This window comes from Celeribacter baekdonensis, from assembly GCF_003047105.1.
Classification (GTDB): domain Bacteria; phylum Pseudomonadota; class Alphaproteobacteria; order Rhodobacterales; family Rhodobacteraceae; genus Celeribacter; species Celeribacter baekdonensis_B.
This window is the reverse complement of sequence record NZ_CP028475.1, coordinates 2,480,098-2,502,975: the sequence shown is the minus strand read 5'-3', so window position 1 is coordinate 2,502,975 and position 22,878 is coordinate 2,480,098. Positions and strand designations below refer to the sequence as shown.

Annotated in this window: 19 protein-coding genes and 2 pseudogenes; 14 read left to right on the top strand and 7 right to left on the bottom strand. The window is 56.9% G+C overall.

Annotated elements, in window-relative coordinates:
• Window positions 1-2: 2 nt before the first annotated feature.
• The 3 genes and pseudogenes from DA792_RS15950 to DA792_RS15940 all read right to left on the bottom strand — a co-directional run bounded on the left by DA792_RS15950 (window position 3) and on the right by DA792_RS15940 (window position 3,623).
• Window positions 3-1,388, bottom strand: coding sequence for a glutamine synthetase family protein (locus DA792_RS15950; RefSeq protein ID WP_107721019.1), 1,386 nt, complete (start codon window positions 1,386-1,388; stop codon window positions 3-5).
• Window positions 1,389-1,406: 18 nt separating this feature from the next.
• Window positions 1,407-2,746, bottom strand: a pseudogene (locus DA792_RS15945) (aldehyde dehydrogenase family protein).
• 118 nt (window positions 2,747-2,864) lie between these two features.
• A complete protein-coding gene (locus DA792_RS15940) occupies window positions 2,865-3,623 on the bottom strand; it encodes an SDR family NAD(P)-dependent oxidoreductase (RefSeq protein WP_199908080.1) in 759 nt (252 codons plus the stop codon).
• A 195-nt stretch (window positions 3,624-3,818) separates the two neighbouring features.
• Between DA792_RS15940 and DA792_RS15935 the strand changes: the two genes are divergently transcribed.
• Genes DA792_RS15935 through DA792_RS15915 form a run of 5 tightly spaced genes read left to right on the top strand, consistent with a single transcriptional unit; the run spans window position 3,819 to window position 7,996 of the window.
• A complete protein-coding gene (locus DA792_RS15935) occupies window positions 3,819-4,751 on the top strand; it encodes a 3-hydroxyacyl-CoA dehydrogenase NAD-binding domain-containing protein (protein ID WP_107721017.1) in 933 nt (310 codons plus the stop codon).
• Window positions 4,744-5,442, top strand: a complete 699-nt coding sequence (locus DA792_RS15930; RefSeq protein WP_107721015.1) for an aspartate/glutamate racemase family protein — start codon at window positions 4,744-4,746, stop codon at window positions 5,440-5,442. Before DA792_RS15935 ends, DA792_RS15930 begins: the two co-directional genes overlap by 8 nt.
• A gap of 12 nt (window positions 5,443-5,454) precedes the next feature.
• Window positions 5,455-6,840, top strand: coding sequence for an aminotransferase class III-fold pyridoxal phosphate-dependent enzyme (locus DA792_RS15925; protein ID WP_199908079.1), 1,386 nt, complete (start codon window positions 5,455-5,457; stop codon window positions 6,838-6,840).
• On the top strand, window positions 6,837-7,535 hold the full coding sequence (locus DA792_RS15920) for a type 1 glutamine amidotransferase (protein ID WP_107721013.1): 699 nt from the start codon (window positions 6,837-6,839) through the stop codon (window positions 7,533-7,535). The genes DA792_RS15925 and DA792_RS15920 overlap by 4 nt, the downstream gene beginning before the upstream one ends.
• Window positions 7,536-7,564: 29 nt before the next feature.
• Entirely contained in the window at window positions 7,565-7,996 is a 432-nt protein-coding gene (locus DA792_RS15915; protein ID WP_159075297.1) for a DUF3237 family protein, read from the top strand.
• 36 nt (window positions 7,997-8,032) lie between these two features.
• Here DA792_RS15915 and DA792_RS15910 read toward each other — a convergent pair whose 3' ends face one another.
• Both DA792_RS15910 and DA792_RS15905 read right to left on the bottom strand, forming a co-directional pair.
• A complete protein-coding gene (locus tag DA792_RS15910) occupies window positions 8,033-9,640 on the bottom strand; it encodes an amidohydrolase (protein WP_254679283.1) in 1,608 nt (535 codons plus the stop codon).
• Between the two features lie 60 nt (window positions 9,641-9,700).
• The gene (locus DA792_RS15905) at window positions 9,701-10,411 is read right to left on the bottom strand and encodes a TetR/AcrR family transcriptional regulator (protein WP_107721007.1); all 711 of its coding nucleotides are present in this window, start codon (window positions 10,409-10,411) and stop codon (window positions 9,701-9,703) included.
• A 112-nt stretch (window positions 10,412-10,523) separates the two neighbouring features.
• On the opposite strand from DA792_RS15905, the gene DA792_RS15900 reads away from it, so the two are divergent.
• The 4 genes from DA792_RS15900 to DA792_RS15885 are packed head-to-tail and all read left to right on the top strand — an operon-like array spanning window position 10,524 to window position 14,428.
• Window positions 10,524-11,603 carry an ABC transporter ATP-binding protein gene (locus DA792_RS15900; RefSeq protein ID WP_107721005.1) on the top strand — a complete coding sequence of 360 codons (1,080 nt, stop codon included), beginning with the start codon at window positions 10,524-10,526 and terminating at the stop codon, window positions 11,601-11,603.
• On the top strand, window positions 11,600-12,565 hold the full coding sequence (locus DA792_RS15895) for an ABC transporter permease (protein WP_107721003.1): 966 nt from the start codon (window positions 11,600-11,602) through the stop codon (window positions 12,563-12,565). Before DA792_RS15900 ends, DA792_RS15895 begins: the two co-directional genes overlap by 4 nt.
• Window positions 12,558-13,367 carry an ABC transporter permease gene (locus DA792_RS15890; protein ID WP_107721002.1) on the top strand — a complete coding sequence of 270 codons (810 nt, stop codon included), beginning with the start codon at window positions 12,558-12,560 and terminating at the stop codon, window positions 13,365-13,367. The genes DA792_RS15895 and DA792_RS15890 overlap by 8 nt, the downstream gene beginning before the upstream one ends.
• A gap of 38 nt (window positions 13,368-13,405) precedes the next feature.
• Window positions 13,406-14,428 (top strand): extracellular solute-binding protein, encoded by a 1,023-nt coding sequence (locus DA792_RS15885; protein ID WP_254679282.1) that lies wholly within the window; start codon window positions 13,406-13,408, stop codon window positions 14,426-14,428.
• 113 nt (window positions 14,429-14,541) lie between these two features.
• On the opposite strand, the gene DA792_RS15880 is transcribed toward DA792_RS15885, so the two are convergent.
• Window positions 14,542-15,285 (bottom strand): response regulator transcription factor, encoded by a 744-nt coding sequence (locus tag DA792_RS15880; protein WP_107720998.1) that lies wholly within the window; start codon window positions 15,283-15,285, stop codon window positions 14,542-14,544.
• Window positions 15,282-17,246, bottom strand: a complete 1,965-nt coding sequence (locus DA792_RS15875) for a PAS-domain containing protein (RefSeq protein WP_159075296.1) — start codon at window positions 17,244-17,246, stop codon at window positions 15,282-15,284. Before DA792_RS15875 ends, DA792_RS15880 begins: the two co-directional genes overlap by 4 nt.
• Window positions 17,247-17,405: 159 nt before the next feature.
• On the opposite strand from DA792_RS15875, the gene DA792_RS15870 reads away from it, so the two are divergent.
• The 5 genes and pseudogenes from DA792_RS15870 to DA792_RS15850 all read left to right on the top strand — a co-directional run bounded on the left by DA792_RS15870 (window position 17,406) and on the right by DA792_RS15850 (window position 22,872).
• Window positions 17,406-19,067 (top strand): acyl-CoA synthetase, encoded by a 1,662-nt coding sequence (locus tag DA792_RS15870; protein WP_107720993.1) that lies wholly within the window; start codon window positions 17,406-17,408, stop codon window positions 19,065-19,067.
• An 87-nt stretch (window positions 19,068-19,154) separates the two neighbouring features.
• Entirely contained in the window at window positions 19,155-19,916 is a 762-nt protein-coding gene (locus DA792_RS15865; RefSeq protein ID WP_107720991.1) for an ABC transporter ATP-binding protein, read from the top strand.
• Window positions 19,913-20,673: pseudogene (locus tag DA792_RS15860) on the top strand (ABC transporter ATP-binding protein). Before DA792_RS15865 ends, DA792_RS15860 begins: the two are co-directional and overlap by 4 nt.
• A 25-nt stretch (window positions 20,674-20,698) precedes the next feature.
• Window positions 20,699-21,904 carry an ABC transporter substrate-binding protein gene (locus DA792_RS15855; protein ID WP_107720989.1) on the top strand — a complete coding sequence of 402 codons (1,206 nt, stop codon included), beginning with the start codon at window positions 20,699-20,701 and terminating at the stop codon, window positions 21,902-21,904.
• 77 nt (window positions 21,905-21,981) lie between these two features.
• Window positions 21,982-22,872 carry a branched-chain amino acid ABC transporter permease gene (locus tag DA792_RS15850; RefSeq protein ID WP_107720987.1) on the top strand — a complete coding sequence of 297 codons (891 nt, stop codon included), beginning with the start codon at window positions 21,982-21,984 and terminating at the stop codon, window positions 22,870-22,872.
• Window positions 22,873-22,878 lie beyond the last annotated feature (6 nt).

The following is a 22,878-nucleotide window of genomic DNA, read 5'->3' as shown; positions in this document are numbered from 1 at the left end:
TGTCAGAGTGTGGTCCCGTACAGCTTCCATTCCAGCTCAGTGACTTCTACCGCAAGGGCGTTATATTCGCCGCGCTTCACGGCGGCAAATATCTGGTGCAATGGTGCGCCAAGAATGGTTTTCATTGCCTCAGAGGCTTCGAACCGGTCGATGGCGTCCAGCCAGCCGACGGGCATGGGCGGATAGTCCGCCTCGCCTGCGACACCTTCCGCGCCCGGAGCGGTGCCTGCGTCCATCCCATCCAGTGCGGCCCCCAACACAAGGGCGGCAACCAGATACGGGTTCGCATCAACGCCAGCGACACGGTGTTCGAAGTGGCGCGTTTTTGGCGCGCCTGATGGGATGCGCAGGGCCACATTGCGGTCTTCTGAGCCCCAAGAATTGGTGGCGGGGGAATAGATCGTTCCGGCAAAGCGCCGCCAACTGTTCAGCACCGGGGCGAGGATCAACATCGAGTCCGCCATGCTTGCGCGAATCCCGCCGATGGCAGTGAGCATCCGAGGGGCCAATGTGTTTTCAGACGGGTCCGCAAAGATATTCGCGCCGCTCTCATCCATCATCGACAGGTGCAAATGCATACCGGAGCCGGAGCTTTGCGCAAAAGGTTTCGACATAAAACAGGCTTCCATACCAAAGCGGCGCGCCGTGGTGCGCAGCAGGCGTTTGGAGCGCACGATGTCGTCCGCGGCCCGCGCCAGATCGCGGTAGCGCAGGGTTAATTCGAATTGACCCTCAGCATATTCCGAAATCAGGCTTTCCATGGGGAGATCAAGGGCCGCAGCGCCCTCATAGACCGCATCAAAGAATGGTGCCATTTCGTCCAGCTCGTCCACCGACATGCAGTTGGTGCCAGACAGGCGACGCCCGGTCATTGGTGCGCGGGCGGGTTGGGGTTTGCCCTCTGCATCACGCTCTTGGTCGACAAGGTAGAATTCAAGTTCAAGCGCCCCCATCGGGGTCAGACCCATCGCTTTGGCCCGTGCAATTTGTGTCATCATCGCGTTGCGCGGATCGGTGGGGGTTGGCGCGCCATTGGGCGTTTCCATGTGCAACAACACCATGCCGCGCCCGGTGGCGGTTTGAAACCCAAGCGTGTGCGGCACAGGCCAGCACCGGCTATCGCCGCCGCCATCGTTCATGCACGCAATCGCGTCCTCCACATCATGGCCAGAGACGTCCTGAGCAAAAAGCGAGGCAGGCATTCCACGTCCAGATGTGAACAAGCTTTCCAACTCATGTCGCCGGATGATTTTACCGCGTCCGACACCATGCAGATCGCTCAGCACGATGTCGATCGCCTGAACATCGGGATAGGCGGCAAGAAAGGCCTGCGCCTCAGAAAGGGGCGCTTTTTGAAGCGGCGCAGGTGGATAGGGTGTCGATGTCATGGGGGAGCCCTTGCGGAATTATCCGGCGAATGTATAGGAGGTTTTCACCGATGTGTAGAACTCAGCTGCGTAGCTGCCTTGTTCGCGTGAGCCATAGCTTGAGGCTTTGCGGCCACCAAAGGGCACATGGTAATCCACGCCCGCCGTGGGCAGGTTCACCATCACCATCCCTGCGGCAGAGCGGCGTTTGAACTCGCGTGCATTGCGCAGGTTGGTGGTGCAGATACCCGAGGACAGGCCAAATTGCGTGTCATTTGCCACGGAGACGGCCTCTTCGAAACCCTCGACGCGGATGACGCTGGCGCAGGGGCCAAAGATTTCTTCGCGCGCACTGCGCATGCTGTTCTTGGACCCCAAGAACAGAGCCGGCGCTTGGAAAAAGCCGTTGGTGTCGCGGTTCAGGCGCTCACCACCCAAGACCTCACAGCCCTCTTCAGCGGCCAAGGCGACATAGGACAGGTTGCTGTTCAGTTGGCTTTCGGAGGCCACCGGGCCAATCTGCATATCTTCGGTCAGGGCGTGGCCGATTTTGAGCGCTTTAAGTTGCTTTTCCACTTCCGCAACAAAGGCGTCATGGATGCCGGATTGCACGATGAGCCGCGAGGAGGCGGTACAGCGTTGCCCGGTTTGATAGAACGCGCCGTTCAGGCACACGGAGACCGCCGTTTGCAAATCCGCATCATCCATCACGATCATCGGGTTTTTGCCGCCCATTTCTATCTGAAGCTTTTCATATTGGCGGCACAGGCCCCGGCCAAATGACGTCCCACAGGCACGGAGCCGGTAAAGGAAATGCCGGAAATGCGTGGATCAGAGGTCATCGCTTCGCCGACGACAGAACCGCGGCCCATGACGAGGTTGAACACCCCGGCCGGACAGCCTGCCTCATGAATGATCTGTGCCAAGAGATGTGCAGAGCCGGGAGTTTGTTCGGCGGGTTTGAAGATCACGCAGTTGCCATAGGCCAGAGCGGGCGCGATTTTCCATGCTGGAATGGCGATCGGAAAGTTCCAAGGCGTGATCAGGCCGACGATGCCCAAAGGCTCGCGGGTGACCTCGACATCCACATCGGGCCGCACAGAGGCGACCGCATCACCTTTGAGGCGCAATGTTTCCCCGGCAAAAAAGCGGAACACATGCGCGGCGCGGCGGGTTTCGCCCAACGCTTCGGGTAGCACTTTGCCCTCTTCGCGGGCCAGCATCAGGGCGATTTCGGCCTCACGACGGGTGATTTCCGTCGCAATCCGATCCAACAGATCGGCCCGCACCTGCGGATTGGAGCGCGACCACGCCGGAAAGGCGAGCTCGGCGGCATCTGTGGCCTCGGTCACATCTTTCGCGCCGCCACGGGCATACATGCCGATCAGGTCCGTGATGTCAGACGGGCTGCGGTTCTCAGAGGCATCGTCGGCTTTGCGCCAGGTGCCACCGATCAAGTTTTGGTAAATCTCGCCCATAGGTCTCTCTCCAGCTCACTCAGTCTGCGGTCATGCCGCCGTCTACCGGGATCAAAGTCCCGGTCATGTATGCCGCGCCCTCAGAGACCAAAAAGGCCGTGACGCGCGCGATGTCTTGCGGGGTTGCCACGCGCCCCAAGGGCACATCGGCACCATATTCGGCCAGCCGTGCGGCGCGCTCCGACCCGGTGAGGCCCGGGGCCAACATTGGGGTGTCTGTGTCGCCGGGGCAGACCGCGTTGACGCGGATGCCTTCGGGGGCGTGATCCAGGGCCATGCAGCGGGTCAATTGGGCTACGGCGGCTTTGGAGACCGCATAGGCCAAATAGCCTTTGGCCCCGACAAGGGCCCAATCCGAGGCGATGTTGACAATCGCGCCACGCGAGGCGCGCAAGGCCGGAAGGACGGCGCGTGAGAGACGGAAGAGCGCGCGCAGATTGACGTCCATCATCTGGTCCCACGTCGCGTCTGTGGTTTCTTCGGCGGTGCCTTTGGTCAAAAGTCCGGCGTTGTTGATCAAAATGTCGATGCGCCCAAACGTGTCGAGCGCCGCCTGAACAACCGCCGCTGGCGCGTTGTCTTCGGACAGGTCAGCGGCATGGAATTTGGCGACAATCCCGTCGGCTTTGAGGGTCTCAACAATCGCAGTTCCGGCGGCTTTACGACGCCCCACCAAAAGCAACGTGTGACCCTGTGCTCCAAGTTCGCGGGCAATTTCCGTGCCGATGCCAGAGGTAGCGCCGGTTACGATCGCGCATGTTTGTGTCGGGTTCATCATGTCACGTGTCCTTCGATCCTTGGTGTTGGCGTTTGATATGGCTAACTTTTGCGATCTCATAAGTCAATTATGGAGATTAAAAAGCATCGTTTTCTTTAAAAAATGAACTAACATACTTATTTTAATGAAAATAAATTTACTTTTACAAAAGACATTGATTGTGAAAAAATGCGATCGCAAAACATAGGAAATCCAATGATGTCCCCCACGCACGCAGATCAAGTCGCAGTTCTTGGCGCTGGCCTTATTGGCGTAGGCTGGGCGGCTCTTTTTTTGCACCACGGCGCGGATGTGCGCGTGTGGGACCCGCGTGCGCAAGCGTTGGACGAGGTCGAGGCGCGAATGACTGGCCCGTTTGCGCACTTGGCTGAATTGGCCCCGGATGCGGGGCCGCGCGGGACGCTGACGCTGTGCACTGAGTTGGCGGAGGCGGTGACAGGGGCTGATCTCATCCAAGAGAACGCACCGGAAAACATCGCGGTGAAACATGAGCTTTATGCCGAAGTCGAGGCCTTGATGGCGCGCGATGCCATATTGGCCTCGTCGACTTCGGCGCTCACTTGGTCTGATTTAAGCCCCGGTCTCAAAGACCCATCAAAACTGATCACGGCGCACCCGTTCAACCCGCCGCATCTTGTGCCTTTGGTGGAAATCTATGGTACGGACGAGGCCCGCGTGGCCCGCGCCAAAGCCATCTATCGCCGGGCAGAGCGCGTGCCGGTGCGCCTGAAAAAGGACGCAACCGGACATATCGCCAATCGGTTGGCCTCTGCGCTGTGGCGTGAAGCGGTCTATATGGTGCAAGAGGGTATCGCTGATGTTGAGGCCATTGATGCGGCTTTGGTCAACGGTCCGGGCCTGCGCTGGTCGGTGCTGGGCGCGCATATGACCTATCATTTGGGTGGCGGCGCGGGCGGTATGGCGGGCTATCTGTCCCATCTCGGCCCAAGCCAAGAACGCCGCTGGTCTGCGCTTGGTGCACCAACATTGAGTGCCAAGGTGCAGGCCGATTTGGTCGCGGGTGTGGATCGTGAAACCGCGGGGCGCAGTATTGCAGAGTTGGAAGCTATGCGCGACAAGGCGTTGATAGCCACACTCCAAACCCGCAAGGAGGCACCGCATGTCTGATGTCACAACGCCCTCTCCATCTGGCCCCCGGATCGGGTTGATCCATGCGCTCGAAGAATCGGTCTTGCCGATCCGCGATGCGTTTGCGCGGCTCTGGCCTGAGGCCAAGCCCGCCGATCTGTTGGACGCGTCTCTGTCCGGGGATTTGGCCGAGGCGGGTCAGTTGGATCAGGCCATGATGGATCGGTTTTTGACCCTTGGCCGCTATGCCGCTGCGGGCACTGGACCCAATGACACCCAAGCAATTCTGTTCACCTGTTCGGCTTTTGGTCCGGCAATTGAGGCGGTGAAATCCGACCTCGACATTCCTGTGTTCCGCCCCAATGAGGCGGCCTTTGCTGAGGCGCTCGGCATCGGCACGCGCATCGCCTTGGTCGTGACCTTTCCGCCCTCGCTGCCCGCATTGTCGCGTGAGCTTGAGGAAATGGCAGCAACACAGGGTAAGACCATCGACATAACGCCGATTTTGGCTGAGGGCGCATTGGCCGCGCTCAAGGCGGGTGATGGGGCTGGGCATGACGCCACTGTCCTTGCGGCCTGCCGCGATCTTGGCACGCAAGATGTTATCTTGCTTGGGCAATTCAGTCTGGCCCGCGCCGCACCCCTTTTGCAATCGCAGGTCGATTGTCCCGTGATCACAACCCCCGACAGTGCTGTGCGTGCTTTGCGCCGGCTGGTCTCTTTGCCCTGAAAGGACCGCAGTATGACTGAACGCGCAAATCTTTCTTTGATCCAAATGGACCAGATGAGCTTTTTCCATCCGGTCAGTTCGATCAGCGATCTGCAAAAGAACGGCCCAACGATTTACACCTCCGCCAAGGGCGTGACGGTGACGCGTGACACCGGCGAAACCCAGCTTGATATGGGGGCGGGTCTGTGGTGCGTCAATGTGGGTTACGGGCGCAAAGAATTGGTTGAGGCCGGTGCCGAAGCCCTGCAAAATCTGAGTTTTCAGCACTTCTTTGCCGGGGCGTCGGCGGAACCGACCATTCGTTTGGCGGATCGACTTTTGAACCTCTATCGCGACACTGTGCCGGGGTCCGATATGGCCCGCGTGTTCTTTGGCACGTCCGGCTCAGACGCCAATGATACTGCGGTCAAATTGGTGAACTATTACAACAATCTGCGCGGCAAACCGAGTAAGAAAAAGATCATTGCCCGTGAAGGGGCCTATCATGGTCTGACCTTGGCCTCGGGCAGTTTGACCGGGATCAAATCTTATCACACTGCTTTTGACATGCCGCTCGACACGGTGCGCCACACCAGCTGTGCGCATTATTTCAAATACGGCAAAGAGGGTGAAAGCGAGGTCGCATATACCGACCGTTTGATTGCAGATCTCGAAGCGATGATTGCCGCGGAAGGGGCCGATACCATCGGTGCGTTCATCGCCGAGCCTGTCATGGGCACGGGGGGTGTGTTCCTGCCGCCGGAGGGGTATTTCGAGAAGCTCCAAGCGGTGTTGGACAAACACGATATTCTGTTGATTGCCGACGAGGTGATCACCGGCTTTGGCCGCACGGGCAAATGGTTCGGCTCAGAAACCTGCGGCATGCGCCCGGACATTGTGTCCCTCGCCAAAGGCCTGACCAGCGCCTATTTCCCGATGTCTGCCTCGATCATCTCGAACCGGATGTGGGAGGTGTTCGAAGGCGCCTCTGAGGAAATGGGTGTCCTCATGCACGGGTTCACCTATTCGGGCCATCCGGTCGGGGCGGCGATTGCTTTGGCCAACCTTGATGTGTTGGAAAAAGAGAACATGGTCGACCGCTCCGCCACCTTAGGTCCGGTGTTGCTTGAGGCGCTGCGATCTCGCGTGGGCGATAGCCCGTTTGTGGGTGATATTCGCGGTGTGGGTCTTATGATCGCGGTTGAATTCTCCGGCTTCCCAGAGGGCGCTGCCCCGCATAAAATCGTTGCCAAACATGCAGCCAAAATGGGCGTGTTGACGCGGGCTTTGCCGTTCTTGCCGGTGACATCCTTTTCTCCGCCGCTCTGTGTGACAGAACAGGAAATCATCGAAGCGGCGGATCGCTATGCCCGCGCGCTTGACGCTGCCACCCCTGAATTAGAGGCTTTGATGACATGAAAATAGGCATCCTGCAGACTGGTCGTGCCCCGGATGATCTTATCGCAGAACATGGCGATTATGACGGTATGTTTCGCACGCTTTTGGCCGGGCGGGGGTTTACCTTTGAAACCTATCCTGTGTTGGACGGGGTGTTTCCGAACTCGATTGATGATGCCGATGGCTGGTTGATCACCGGGTCGCGCTTTGGCGCCTATGAAGATCACCCGTGGATCGCCCCGCTCGAAGAGTTTTTGCGCGCGGCCTATGCGGCGGGCCGTCCGATTGTTGGCGTGTGTTTCGGTCATCAGATCTTGGCGCAGGCGCTTGGTGGCAAAGTCGAAAAGTTTGATGGCGGCTGGTCCGTTGGGACTGAAACCTATAACAGCGACGCAGGGCCAAAGCGTCTGATGGCATGGCACCAAGATCAGGTGACAGTCGCTCCGACAGAGGCGCAGGTGATCGGGAAAACCGATTTCTGTGCCAATGCGATGTTGGCCTATGGAGACAAGGCCCTGACCGTGCAGCCACATCCCGAGTTTAACGCCCCTTTCATGGCCGCTCTTTTGGCCTCTCGCGGCGAGGTGTTGCCGCCTGAGGTGGCGCAAGCGGCCAAGGATAGGCTGTCTTCTGATTTGGCGACAACTGAGTTGGCGGATATGTTCACCGAGTTTTTCAAACGGCCGCGGCAGGCTGTGAGCAAAAAAGCCTCATGAGCTGTGTTGATCTGGGAGCTGATCGTCCATTGACCAAGCCAGAGATGGTGTTCCGCGCGGCCATTCGCGCGGATCTTGGTCCGGCGGAAGAATTCGAAACCAGCCACGGCACCAAACGCGCGTTTTTCCCGATCACAGGGGGTGTTTTGAAGGGGGACGGTCTTGAAGGAGAGATCATCTCAGGCGGGGCGGATTGGGCGATTGGATTGCCGGATGGCTCCTACGCCGTTGAGGCGCGCTATCTGATCCGGTTGCGCGATGGTACGGTGGTGTCGATCCTGAACGCTGGCCGAATGGTCGAGCAAGAAGACGGTGCCTTTTTGGGACGCACGCGTGCTTCGTTTGAAGTGCCCAAAGGTCCGCATGAGTGGCTTGGCAAAGCGGTGTTTTTCGGCACGGCGATGGCGGAACCCGGCGACGATGAGCATGTCTATATCGAATTGTGGGAAGCGGTCATTTGATCGCGTCCCATTTTTGTGTTTGGCCTTATTTGCGGCTTACGCCTCAAAGGTGATTTTACCGTCGCAGATGGTCAGCACCGGACCAAGCGCGGGGAAGGCATCGGGCACAACCGCCTCAATATCCCCACCCAGAAGCACCAGATCGGCCAGCATGCCGGGACGAATGCGCCCGGTGCGATCCTCCATGAAACTGGCATAGGCGCCACGCCATGTGTAGCCCTCGAGCGCCTCGTGCAAGCTTACGCGTTGATCTGGCATGTCGTCGGCCCAAGGGGTGCGGATCTGCGTCGCCTGAAGGCCGATGAGCGGTTCGACGGCGACAATCGGCCAATCCGAAGAAAAACAATAGGCCGTGCCGGTGTCGACAATATCGCGCCACGCATAGGCATAGGGCCAGCGCGCCCGCCCGATGGCGGAGATGCCGGGTTCCAACGGCAAGCCCAAGGTGCCCGGCGGGTGTTGCGGCTGCATGGAGGCGATGACGCCCAACTCTGCGAAACGTGGCAGATCATCGGGATGATAGACCTCGATGTGCTCAATCCGGTGACGGCTGTCGCGCGCACCATTGGCCTTTTGTGCGGCCTCATAGCCATCAAGCACGATCCGCACCGCGCCATCGCCAATCGCGTGAACGGAGATTTGCAAGCCGCGCCGATCAATCTCGATCGCCGCCTTGGCGAAGGCCTCGGTGTCAAAAATCGGATCGCCTTTCCATCCGGGGGCATTGGCGTAATCGTCAAGCATATAGGCCGTGCCGCTTTCCAAAACCCCATCGACAAAGATTTTAACGCGCCCGGATTTGAGCATGTCGCTGTTGAAATCCGCGCTCATGCGGCTGGCCTCTTCGAGGATGGGAAGCGGTTTGCCTTCGGTGAAGTGGTAGGGCACTTCGACCCGGCAGGCCATTTCACCCTCAAGCTCAATCTCGCGCAAAAGCTCCATCATATAGCGATTGCCATCCATATTGTGGACGGCAGTGATGCCTTGGGCGGCGCAATAGCGCAGACCTTCTTTGAGGACGGCGATGTCATCGGCACGCTCTTGCGCGGAGGGCGGCGTTTCGGGTTCATCCCCCGACATGCCCAACATTTCGCGCCCACCAGAGGTGCGCAAGTTGAGCACAGGCAAATAGGCGTTTTTTTCGCGCAATTCTCCGGTGGCAAGCCCCTCTTGGTCGACGACAACTTCATTGCCTGGGCCCACATCGCGACCGTTAAAGAGGCCGGCCGCTTTTAATGCGGGCGTGTTGGCCCAAGCAGTGTGGAAATCGAACGCCATAAGGATAAGGGGGCGCACCGGCTCCATTTCGTCGAGTTTTTGACGGGTGATGGGCCCGTCCTCTTCGAGGATGCCGTAGGGGGTGCCCTGTCCGATCAACAGGCCTTCGTCAGGGTTGGCATCGGAGAATTGCCGCACGGCTTTGTGCAACGCGTCGCGGCCCGTAATAGGGGCAAGTTGAAGCAACTTTCGACCATAAGCGCCACTAAAGACATGTAGATGAGATTCAACAAAACCGGGCAAAAGCGTGTTGCCCATGCCGTCGATGCGGCGCGTGCTTGGCCCAGCCAGGGCTTCGATCTCAGATGTTGTGCCAACGGCAAGGATTTTATGTCCAGAGAGGGCCACAGCTTCCGCGTGGGGCATGTCAGAATCCATGGTCAAAACGCGGGCGTTGCAAAGGATTAGGTCGGCGGTGGCCATGTGTCAGAGCCTTATTGGTTTGAGAACCGGCGAGGCGAGAAACGCATCGTCGAACAGCAGTTGAATGAGGGGGCGGATGCGGGCGGACAGTCGCTCTTTGTGGGTGGCGATATCCATCTCTTCGTCTTTGATGAGGGCAAAGAATTCAGCGTTCCAGACGCCAAAAATCAATTCGGCGAGGAAGTCCGTGTCTGCAGGCGTCCCGGCACGCAGGGTGATGTCATAATAGCCGATAAACTGTTTCAGAGCGTGTAGAAGTTTGTTGTCAACACGGGTGTATTCGCGTGCGAGTTCAGTGTTTGGGTGGCGGATCGTGGCGGCTTCGGAATAGCGCCAAACGCGTTTGCCAGCGATGCCCAATGTGCCGGTGGAGACCGTCACCAACGTGTCCATGACAATGGATGCAAAATCCGCGTCCGTGCGTGGCACCATCGAGATGTCATGTGCAATGGCTTTTCGCGAGCCTTCGGTGATCAGTGCGATCAGGATGCCGTCTTTGTTGCCGAAATAGTTGAACACAGTGGGCGGCGAGACGTTTGCGGCTTCGGCAATGTCTCCCATCGTCGTGGCATTGATGCCCTGTTCCGCAAACAGGTGTTTGGCGTGAGAGAGAATTTCTTCACGACGCATTGCCTTTTTACGATCCCGCAAGCCGGGCGCGTGCGGTTTTTCGGCGCTTATATTTTCAGCATTCTGCGGCGTGACCGGCGTCATGTTTTGTCCAATTTGTTTATCATATAAAATTTTTTATTGACTAAAAACATTTGCGTCAATACGAATTTTCAACACAGGGAAAAAGGGGACCGTAAGGTTCACGGGTATAAAAATGATTGAACTCAAGACGGTTTCCAAAGTCTACGGAACGGGACCGGGGGCTTATCAGGCCCTACAGAATACAGATCTCACGATTGGCGAGGGGGAGTTCTTTACGCTTCTAGGTCCATCGGGCTGTGGTAAAACAACCTTGTTGCGTTTGATCGCGGGGTTTGAAGCACCCAGCGGTGGTGAGATCATTTTGGACGGAATGGACATCAGTCATCTTCCGCCGAACAAGCGTCCGATCAACACTGTCTTTCAAAACTATGCTCTCTTCCCGCACATGACCGTGGCGGAAAACATCGCCTTTGGCCTTGAGACTCTCCATAAGCCGCGCAAAGAAATCACCGAGACGGTCGATCGGATGTTGGAGTTGGTGCAGATGGATCATCTGCGTCATCGCAAAATTTCGGCCCTCTCTGGCGGGCAACAGCAACGTGTGGCCCTGGCCCGCGCTTTGGCGCCGCACCCGCGTATTTTATTGCTCGACGAACCGCTGTCAGCCTTGGATCTCAAGCTGCGCAAAGAGATGCAGATCGAATTGAAACGGTTGCAGGTCGAGACGGGGATCACCTTTGTTTTTGTGACCCATGACCAAGAAGAAGCCCTGACAATGTCGGATCGGATCGCGGTGATGAAAGCCGGGCATATCCATCAAATCGCGGCTCCGCGCACTTTGTATGAAGCCCCCGAAGATCGCTTTGTTGCCGATTTTATCGGGGAAAGCAACTATTTGGACGCCAAAATCGTCACCCAAACGGGCGACAATGCGGAGTTGCTGATTGCAGGTAGGCACCGCATGCAACAGACGATTTCCAGCCATGAGACCGGTGATCTGTCAGTCTTGATCCGGCCCGAAAAAATCTGTCTTGGGAGTCCGATTGAGGGCAGCGATTGCATGTGTTTTGACGGCACGGTCGAGAATATTGTCTACATCGGCACGGACACGCAGGTGCATGTGAAACTTGATGATGGTTTCCCGATGGTGGCGCGGTTGCAAAACGCCAACCCGTTGTTGACCACGCTTGCGCAGGGGGATCGCACGCAACTGAGTGTGCCGCGTCAAGCCGTGAGGCTCGTACACGGATGAGCGATATTGCAGCCGAACTGTCCTCCCCCGCAAAAGGCGCAAGACGTCGTCTGTCGCGTGCTGAGGCAGAACACGAAAAGACGGATCACCGCCGCCGGTGGCTTTTGTCCGCCCCGGCTTTGATCATCGTCACGCTTTTATCGCTTGTGCCTTTGGGCGTGGTGTTGGCTTTTTCACTTCTTGAAAAAGACACCTACGGTGGTGTCGTGTGGCATTTTTCTGGCGCAGCATGGTTGGAAGTGATCGCACAGCGCGATATTTTCGATGGCACTCTGAGCCTTGCCGATGCGCATCTGTCGATTTTTTGGCGCTCAATCAAACTGTCGCTCATCACCACCACTCTCACGCTTATGGTTGGTGTGCCGATCGCCTATTTCATTGCAACCCGACCCCGGCGCATCCGTAACCTGTGGCTGTTTCTGATCACCATCCCGTTTTGGACCAGCCTGTTGATCCGCACCATCGCGATTATGGAGATCATTCGCAAAGATGGCATCATCAATGCGACCTTGATGAAAATCGGTATCATCCATGAACCGGTCCAGATCCTGTTCACGGATTTCGCCATTGGGATGGGCATGACCTATGTCTATTTGCCGCTGATGGTATTGCCGGTCTATGCCTCGGTTGAGCGGTTGGATTTCAACCTTTTGGAGGCGTGCTACGACCTCTACGCCACCCGTTGGACCGCGTTTCGTCGCGTCGTTTTGCCGATGATCAAACCCGGTGTAATTGCGGGCGCCATTCTGGTCTTTGTGCCCTCTCTTGGTGATTACGTGACCCCGCGCATTCTTGGCGGGGGCGGCAATCTGATGATCGGAAACTTGATTGAGCTGCAATTTGGCCAAGGCCGCAATTGGCCTTTGGGGGCTGCGTTGTCGCTGACCCTGATGCTCATGATTATCGGTATTCTGTTTTACTATGTTGCGGTGACAGGCAAGGAGGAGACATCCCATGAGTAAGGCTCCCACGCGTTTCAATGTGCGTTACATGCCGGGCATCACCCCGATTGCACTGGCGGGGTTCCTCTTTCTCTACCTGCCTTTGTCGGTGTTGATCTTTTACTCCTTTAGTGCGGGCGATGTGCTTGGTCGGTGGGAAGGGTTTTCGTGGCGTTGGTATTCTGGCGCGTTACATGATGAGGCGATCATCGACGCCGCTTTGCGCTCCTTGCTGATCGCTTCGGTGGCGGCCAGCATTGCAACCATTGTGGCGACGATGGCGGGTCTTGCCACGACACGCTCGACCACGTTCAAAGCGCGCAAAGGGATTTATCTGATCATCAGCCAACCTTTGATGGTGCCAGAAATTGTCTTGGCGGTTGCGCTTTTGATCCTCTTTGCCCTGATCCGAGGGGCGACAGGGTGGAGCGGCCTCGGGTATATCATCGCGGCGCACACCACCTTTTGTATCCCCTTCGCCTATATGCCGATCCGGGCGCGGCTTGAGGGCATGGACAGCAATTTGGAAGCGGCCGCGGCGGATCTCTATGCTGGGGCTTTGCTGACCTTTCGCCGCGTGACCTTGCCGCTTTTGTTGCCCGGCATTGTCAGTGGCTTCATGCTCGCCTTTGTCATCTCTTTGGATGACGTGGTGATCTCTCAATTTGTGAAATCGGCAGGGCAGGAAACATTGCCCACCTTTATGCTCGGCCAATTGCGCCGTGGCACATCCCCGGAAGTCTATGCGGTCTCCGCGATGATGCTCGCTTTGAGTGTCGTCATCGTGACCAGCATCTTCCTACTCAGCAAAAAACAAGACTGATAAGACCAACAGAGGACCACCCTATTATGCGCTCTACAATGCTTCTTAAGACCAGTGTGATCGCTCTCACTCTGACCGCTCAATCCGCTCTTGCCGAGGGCGAGCTCAACATTTTCACATGGGGCAACTACACCTCACCTGAATTGATCGAAAAGTTTGAGTCCACCTATGATGTCAAGGTGACCCTGACCGAATACGACAGCAATGATGCGGCGCTTGCGAAAGTCAAAGCCGGCGGTCACGGGTTTGACATTGTTGTGCCGACCCACAGCTTTGTTCCTGTTTTCATCAGCGAGGGCCTGTTGTTGGAAACGCGCCCGGATCAGATGGAAAATTTTTCCAACGTGGACCCGCGCTGGGTGGATGTCGATTGGGATCCGGGCCGCCATTACACTGTGCCGTATCAATGGGGCACGACGGGTGTGTTGGTTCACACCGGTACGTATGACGGCGACATCAACACGTCCGCGGTCTTCCTTGATCCGCCAGAAGAGTTGAAAGGCCAGATCAACGTTGTGCCGGAAATGCAGGATGTGATGAACCTTGCCATCTTTTACTATGGCGGCGAGATGTGCACTGACGATCTGACGCTTTTGAAAAAAGTGCGTGACGGGATGTTGGAAGCCAAAAAGGACTGGATTGGGATCGACTATCCAGCCTTTGAGAAGTTCATCAACGAAGATATTTTGGGGTCCGTGTTCTGGAACGGGGCGTCGATGCGCATCCGGGCGGACAATCCCAACTTCGCCTATGGCTACCCGAAAGAGGGCTATCCGGTCTGGCAAGACACCATTGCCGTGCTCAAAGATGCGCGCAATCCGGAGAATGCCAAGCTGTTCCAAAACTTCGTCATGGACCCGGAAAATGCGGCTTTGATTTCGAACTTTGGCCGCTATGCCAATGGGACGATCGGGTCCGAACCGTTTATGGACCCGGATTTGATCGGTGCGCCTGAATTGGTGATCCCTGAAGGGCTTGAGGATGCGGGGTATTTCACCGAACTTTGCGCGCCGGAAACGCAGGAACTGTATACCCGGATCTGGACCGAAATTCAGAAATAAGACAGGCAGATGAAAGGGGCGGTCCCAGAGGGATCGGCCCTTTCCCAATATACGCCGAAGCCGGGCGAAGGATGTGAGGGCCGCATCTCTTGTTTCGCAAAGATCAGTCGCCCTTACTCCGGGCGCGTATGATCCAATGTGTTCGTTGAGCACCATTCCACGTGCGCGACGAACACGTATCCAGCCCCATAGATCGTTCTGATGATCTCTTGCTGATTGTCGCAATGTTTCAATTTGCGACGCAGCCGGGACACCCGGACGTCAACACTGCGATCAAAGTTCTCAAGACGGTCGCCTGCCGTAAGATTCAAAAGGGCTTCACGACTTAAAATGCGACCCGTGGCCTGTACAAAAATACGCAAAAGCGTGTTTTCGGCTGTGCTCAAATGGATTTCATCGCCCGTATCGGAGACCAAAAGGGAGGAGGCAAAATAGGCGGTCCATCCGGCGAATTTGGCGATGTCCTGTATGCCTTCGGTGGCGGGTGAGTGGCTCTGACTGCGCCGCAGAACGGCACGCACTCGGGCGACAAGCTCGCGTGGTTCGAAGGGTTTGACGATATAGTCATCAGCGCCCAGTTCGAGACCCACAATCCGGTCCATGATATCACCTCTGCCGCTGACAATAATGATCGGCGTGCCGCTTTGGCCAATCTCTTCGCGGATTAAGTTCAACCCATCCGCATCCGGCAGACCCAAATCCACGAGAAAAACGTCAGGTTTAGCCTGCCTTAGCGCCGCAAGCACTGTGACGCGAGATTGAAACCACTGGACGGTGAATCCGTTGTTGACCAAAACACGTTCGATGACAGCGGCGACGCCGGGGTCATCTTCAAGCAGATAGACGGTTTTGCTCATGTGTCCTCCCCGCTGATTTTTAAAACTTGTTTGATGGCCTGCTGTAAGAGCGCCGGATCAAAAGGTTTGCGTAGAATGGGCAGTTTAACGCCAAGACAACTTTGATCGGGTGGAGTGGCCTGTCCCGTCATCAGCAAAATACCAACGCGGCTGGGGCCTTTGAGAACCTCGCAGGCCAGATCAAGACCGGACATTCCGCCGGGCATGGCAATGTCGCTGATCAACAGGCGAATCTCAGACATGTGTTGCAACAAATCCAGCGCGTCCTGGGCGTTGGCCGCTTCGATCACGGGATATCCTTCGTCCACAAGTTGCCGGCGCAAAACCCGCCGCACATCGGCATCATCATCAACCAGCAACGTCACGGGTCTTTCTTGTGCGGACAAAAGCTGGGTGCCCGGACTTTCGCCTGTATCGGCTTCTGGTAGGTCGGAGGCGTCAACCGCAGGGATGAGGATGGTGAAGGTGCTGCCAAAACCGCGCTTACTTTCGACACGAATGGCACCATTGGATTGTTTGACGAACATATAGACCATGGACAGCCCAAGCCCGTATCCAGCCCCATCATCTTTTGACGTATAAAACGGTTCGAAAATACGCTCGCGGCTGTCCTCTGTCATGCCTTCGCCACTGTCGATGACTTGAAGTCGAAGGAAATGCCCACTGGCAAGCCGGTCCGGCTCGGCTTCGGTCGGGGAGAGAAACACAACGTCCTGGCGCAGCTCAATCGTTCCGCTGGCCCCGATCGCATCGCGGGCGTTCACCGCAAGATTGAACAGCGCCATCTCAAGCTGTGCCAGATCCACAAAGACAAGCGGTAGATCTGTTGCGCTTTGGGCCGAAATCTCGATGGTTTCGGGAATGGTGGGCCGCAACAGTTTGACCAGCCCATCGAGGATGTCGTCTGTCGTAACCGGCTGGGGATCAATCGGTTGCTTGCGGGCCAAGGATAACAGACGCCGGGTCAAATCCGAGCCGCGCCGGGCGGCGGCAATGGCCGGGGCCAAAAATTCCTCATTGAGATCGGGTTGGTCCAGTCGATCCGCCAAGGGCGTGAGATTGCCCAAAATGACCGTTAGCAAATTGTTGAAATCATGCGAAATGCCGCTTGAGAGACGTCCCAGCGCATCCATCTTTTGGCTTTGCAATAGCGCGGCATTTGCGGCCTTTTGCCGGGTCATGTCGATCGACAACAGGAAGAACCCGATCACCTCGCCGCGCGACGGTTGCTCGGGTCGCAAAAACGTCCTGATTTCCTTGTCGCGGCCATCAGGTAGGCGAACGGTCATGGCAAAATCCACCGCCGCACCGCGCCGGGTTTGTTCAAAGAAATGGTTGGATTTGCCAAGGGTCTCAGGCGCAAGAATGGCACTACAGGGTTTGCCGATGAAATCCTCTGGCCGTAGGCCATACGCACGCGCGAACCGGGTGTTCACATAGGAGAACTGCATGTTTTTATCGACATGGGCGATCCCAGCGGAGACTTCATTGGCGATGATGTTCAGGCGGTTCTCGCTCAGTTGCAGTGCGGCCGTGCGTTCATGGACACGTCGGGCCAGATCGGTTTCGCGCTGATTTTGCTCGGTGATATTGGAATAGACGGCTGCGACGCCACCGCCGAGCAGGGGGGCTGCGCTAAAACGGATGGCGCGACCATCGGGCAATTCACAATTGATGGAGTGGCTTTCGCCATTGCTCGCCGCTTCGATAGTGGTCCGCACTCTGGCCAAAATCCTACTCAGCGATGTGTCTTTCGGGGTCAAAGCATGGGTGAACAAGGTTTCGTGCGGCGTCCCCGCCTGAAGCGCGACATCCCCCAAGCCTATGAAGTCCTGAAACTTTCTGTTCCACGACACCAGCCGCAACTGAGCGTCAAAGACACCCAACCCCTCTGACATATGATCAAGGGCTGCCTGTGTCAGGCTGTCGTGTGGCGGTTGGTCGGGCCATGTCGTTGTCACAGATCACCTCGGATAAAGACGCCTTAGCCAAGTGTGTGCGCGATTTTGCGTGACTTCGAAAGGCCAAGTCGTGCCACTGTTACAATTCGTATCAATTCAGAAATCTTTCGGAAAACATAACACGATAGTGAATCCGAAATCGCGTTTTGGAGGAGACCGATGGTGAAATCTCATAATATCTATGACCATGGCTTGGATGTGACCGCAGCGAACTTTACGCAGCTGTCACCGCTCAGTTTTATTGAGCGCACGGCTGCTATTTATCCTAAAAAGACTGCTGTCATTTATAATGACTTGCGGCGTGACTGGGAAGAGACCTATCGGCGGTGCCGCAAGCTTGCGTCCGCATTGGCCAAACGTGGCATCGAAAAGGGTGACACGGTGTCTATTATCGCGGCCAATATCCCTGAGATGTTCGAAGCTCATTTTGGTGTGCCGATGTCGGGGGCAGTGTTGAATGCGATCAACACCCGCCTTGATGCCGAAGCCATTGCTTTCATCTTGAACCATGCCGAAGCCAAGGTTGTGATCGTCGACCCCGAGTTTTCAGAGGTCATGGAGCGCGCGCTCCACATGGCCGGTGGGGATCGTTTGGTGATCGACATCGAAGATCCAAGTTTTGAGGGCGGACAAAAAGTCGGTGCCTTGACCTATGAGGCGTTGCTCGCCGAGGGGGACGAAGACGATGACTGGTCTTTGCCCGCCAACGAATGGGACGCCATCAGCCTAAATTATACCTCCGGCACAACGGGCAACCCCAAAGGGGTGGTTTACCATCACCGCGGTGCCTATCTGAACGCTCTCTCCAACATCAACACATGGGATGTGCCGCGCCATTTCACCTATCTTTGGACCTTGCCGATGTTCCATTGCAACGGCTGGTGTTTTCCATGGTCGGTCGCGGCGCATGCGGGAACGTCGGTCTGTTTGCGCGCGGTGCGCGACAGCACAGTCTATGAGCTGATCAAATCGCAAAAAGTGACACATTTCTGTGGCGCGGCGATTGTGTTGGGACTTTTGGGCAACGCCCCTGACGAGATGAAAGAGGGCATTGAGCATGAGGTCAAAGTGTTGACCGGCGGTGCTCCACCCCCTGCAATCGTGATCGAAAAAATGGAAAACGCCGGGTTTGACGTGACCCACGGCTATGGGTTGACCGAAACCTACGGCGCCTCTGTGTTCTGTTCGTGGCATTCTGAATGGGATGACCTCCCCCTGTCCGAGCGGGCGCGGATCAAAGCGCGGCAAGGCGTTAAAAACATGGCGCTTGACGATTTGATGGTCGCGGAGCCTGACACGATGGCGCCCGTTCCAAGCGATGGTGAAACCGTCGGCGAAGTGTTTGTGCGCGGCAACAACGTGATGAAGGGGTATTTGAAAAACATCACGGCCACCGATGCGGCGTTCCGTGGCGGATGGTTTGCCTCCGGCGATCTCGCCGTGCGCCATCCCGATGGCTACATCGAAATCAAGGATCGCTCGAAGGACATCATCATCTCTGGCGGCGAAAACATCTCGTCGATCGAGGTCGAAGATGTGTTGTACAAACATCCCGCCGTCATGTTGGCGGCCGTGGTGGCCAAGCCGGATGAGAAATGGGGCGAAACGCCTTGTGCCTTTATCGAATTAAGGGCGGGCGCGACCACAACCGAAGCCGAGATCATCGAGTTTTGTCGTGCGAATATGGCGCGGTTCAAGGCGGTCAAAACGGTGGTCTTCACCACGTTGCCTAAAACATCGACCGGCAAAATCCAAAAATTCGTCCTGCGGGATCAAGCCCGCGCAATGGCTCAGGCAGAGGTCGAAAGCACCTCTGAATAAACACGGTCCGACATCGGATGCGCGGGCGGGGGTCCCTCGCCTGCGCCACACAAGCCAGATTAAGGCCAGATCAAGGGAGGATCGCAGATGAACGCGTCGGGAGATTTCATTCTGCAAACGCAGAAGCTGACCAAAGGCTTTCTTGGCTTTATTGCCGTGGACTCGGTGGACCTGAATGTCGAACGCCATACGATCCATGCGCTGATCGGACCAAATGGTGCTGGGAAAACCACTGTTTTCAATCTGTTGACTAAATTTTTAACGCCCAGCAGTGGCACAATCTTGCTGGATGGCGAGGACATCACTTCGGCGCGGCCAACTCAGATTGCACGCAAAGGCGTGATCCGGTCGTTTCAGATTTCGGCGGTGTTTCCGCATTTGACTGTGCGTGAAAACGTGCGCGTCGCGCTTCAGCGTCAGCTTGGCACGTCCTTTCATTTTTGGCGTTCGGAAAGCTCTTTGAGCGTCCTCAATGAGCGCGCCGATGAGCTGTTGGATTTGGTCGGTCTGTTGCGGTTTGCCAATGATGAGGTGGCCGACATGTCCTATGGCCGCAAACGCGCGCTTGAGATTGCCACGACCTTGGCGATGGAACCGAAACTGATGCTGTTGGACGAACCGACCCAAGGCATGGGCCGCGAAGATGTGGACCGGATCACCGAGCTGATCCGCCGCGTCGCCAAAGGCCGCACGATTTTGATGGTGGAGCACAATCTCGGGGTTGTTTCGACCCTGTGTGACCGCATCACGGTGCTTCAGCGCGGCGCGATTTTGACCGAAGGCGCTTACGCCGAAGTCTCGTCCGACCCTCGGGTCAAAGAAGCCTATATGGGGAAATCGGTAGCATGAGCGCGGCAGGAAAATACAGCGCCGGGATTGAGATTGGCGGCGAACACAGCAGCGAAAAGATCGAAGATCTGCGCATCACCGACTTGCATGCGTTTTATGGCGAAAGCCACGCGCTGCACGGGATCGACATGACGGTCTATCAAGGCGAGTTGGTCACCTTGCTTGGGCGCAACGGCGCTGGGCGGACCACCACACTGCGGGCGATGATGGGGCTGATCGGGTCTCGGTCCGGGTCAATCATGTTGAAGGGCAAAGAGGTGATCAAAGCCAATGCGCATGAAATCGCGCGGCTGGGTGTTGGCTATTGCCCCGAAGAACGCGGCATTTTCGCCAGCCTTTCAGTGGAAGAAAACCTGTTGTTGCCGCCGCATGTCGCCCCCGGAGGCATGAGCGTCGAGGAACTCTACGAGATTTTCCCGAACCTTGCCGAACGGCGTACCAGCCCCGGCATGCGCTTGTCGGGTGGTGAACAACAGATGCTGGCGATGGCGCGCATTCTGCGCACGGGTGCGACGCTGTTGTTGCTCGATGAAATCACCGAAGGTCTGGCCCCGGTGATCGTCGATAAGCTCGGTGATGTGCTGACCTTGCTCAAAGAGCGCGGCTTTACCATCGTTCTGGTCGAGCAAAATTTCCAATTCGCGGCCCCTTGGCCGACCGACATTTCATCATGGACCACGGGCATATCGTCGACTGTGTCCTGCAAAGCGAGCTGCAAGAAAAACAAGCCGTCTTTGATGAATATTTGAGTGTTTGACATGTTTCAAAAGGGAGGAGACCCAATGAAATTTCTGAAAAACTTTATGGTGGGCGTATCTGCGCTGGCTCTGAGTGCGGGTGCGGCGCAGGCCGACATCAGCGATGGTGTCGTGAAAATCGGCGTGTTGACCGATATGTCGGGCACCTATTCCGACGTGGCGGGTCCGGGCACCGTGACTGCCGCTGAGATGGCAGTTGAAGATTTCGGTGGCACAGTTGCGGGCGCGCCGATCGAATTGGTGTCCGCTGATCACCAAAACAAAGCCGACGTCGCCGCCAATAAAGCGCGTGAATGGGGCGACACCCAACAGGTGGACGCCTTTGCCGAACTGGTGACCACATCGGTTGCTATGGCCGTGTTCGAAGTGGCCAAACAACAGAACAAAGTTGCTTTGGTGTCTGGGGCGGCCTCGTCGCCGCTGACCAATGACGCCTGCATCCCAAGCGGCCTGCATTGGACCTATAACACCCGCGCTTTGGCGGTTGGCACAGGCTCCGCGATTGTCAAAGAAGGCGGCGATAGCTGGTATTTTCTGACCGCGGATTACGCCTTTGGCGAATCCTTGCAACGGGATGTGACCGCGGTGGTCGAAGCGGGCGGCGGCAAAGTTTTGGGCGCGTCCAAGCACCCGTTCCCGGCCTCCGATTTCTCGTCCTTTGTGCTTCAGGCACAGGCCTCTGGCGCCAAGATCATTGGCCTTGCCAATGCCGGTGGCGACACGATCAACGCGATCAAAGCCGCCAATGAATTCGGTATCGTCAGCGCAGGCCAAAAAATTGCCGGGCTTTTGGTGTTCCTCTCAGACGTCCACGCACTTGGGCTTGAGACGGCACAGGGTCTGTTGATGACCACCAGCTTTTATTGGGATTTGAACGACGAAACCCGCGCGTGGTCGCAGCGGTTTTATGAGCGCACGGGCAAGATGCCCACGGGCGTTCAGGCCGGGGTCTACTCGTCGGTCACGCATTACCTCAAAGCCATCGAAGCCACCGGCTCGGACGACACTGATACGGTTGTGGCCAAAATGCGCGAGATGCCCGTAAACGACTTTTTCGCCCAAAACGGTGTGCTGCGTTCCGATGGGCGGATGGTGCATGACATGTATCTCGCTGAGGTCAAATCCCCCGAAGAATCTACGGGTCCGTGGGACTATTTGAAGATCGTGCGCGTCATTCCGGGCGAAGAGGCTTATGGGCCGCTGTCCGAGAGCACCTGCCCGACAAAATAAGCCCAAGATAAGGTCCACTTCCCCGCCGGGGTCACGGCTCTGGCGGGGGTCACGCATTAAAGAAATGGGATCACTCAATGTTTTCCGACCTGCTGGGCATCGCGCCCCAAGTCCTGTTTGGCCAGCTGTTGCTGGGCCTGATCAACGGGTCGTTTTATGCCGTTTTGTCCTTGGGTCTGGCGGTGATTTTCGGGCTGCTGAACATCGTGAATTTTGCGCATGGTGCGCTTTATATGTTGGGGGCCTTTGCCGCTTGGTTGCTTGGGAAATACCTGCATATCGACTACTGGGGCGCGCTGATACTCGCCCCGCTGATCGTCGGGTTTATCGGCGTGGTGCTTGACCGATTTTTGCTGCGCCGCTTGGCCGGGGTAGATCACCTCTATGGCTTGCTGTTGACCTTTGGCTTGGCAATGTTGATCGAAGGCCTTTTCGTCAAAATGTTTGGCGCATCGGGTCAACCTTTCGCCGCCCCAAAAGCCCTCAATGGGGGGGTGAACCTTGGGTTCATGTTCCTGCCCTATTACCGGGCTTGGGTGGTTGTGGCCTCTTTGGTGGTCTGTGCCTTTACGTGGTATTTGTTTGAACGCACCAAAATCGGGGCCTACCTGCGCGCAGGTACGGAAAACCCGAAACTGTTGCAGGCTTTCGGTGTCAACGTGCCGCTTTTGACCACGTTGGCCTATGGCTATGGCGTTGCTTTGGCGGCCTTTGCCGGGGTGCTGGCCGCTCCGATCACACAGGTCAATCCCTTGATGGGATCGAACCTGATCATCGTGGTCTTTGCCGTGGTGGTGATCGGCGGCATGGGGTCCATTATGGGGGCCATCGTCACCGGCCTGTCCATGGGCGTGGTCGAAGGTCTGACCAAAGTGTTTTGGCCCGAAGCGTCCTCCACAATCATTTTCATCGTGATGGCCGTCGTGCTTGTCCTGCGCCCTGCCGGACTGTTCGGTCGCACCAACTGAAAGCTG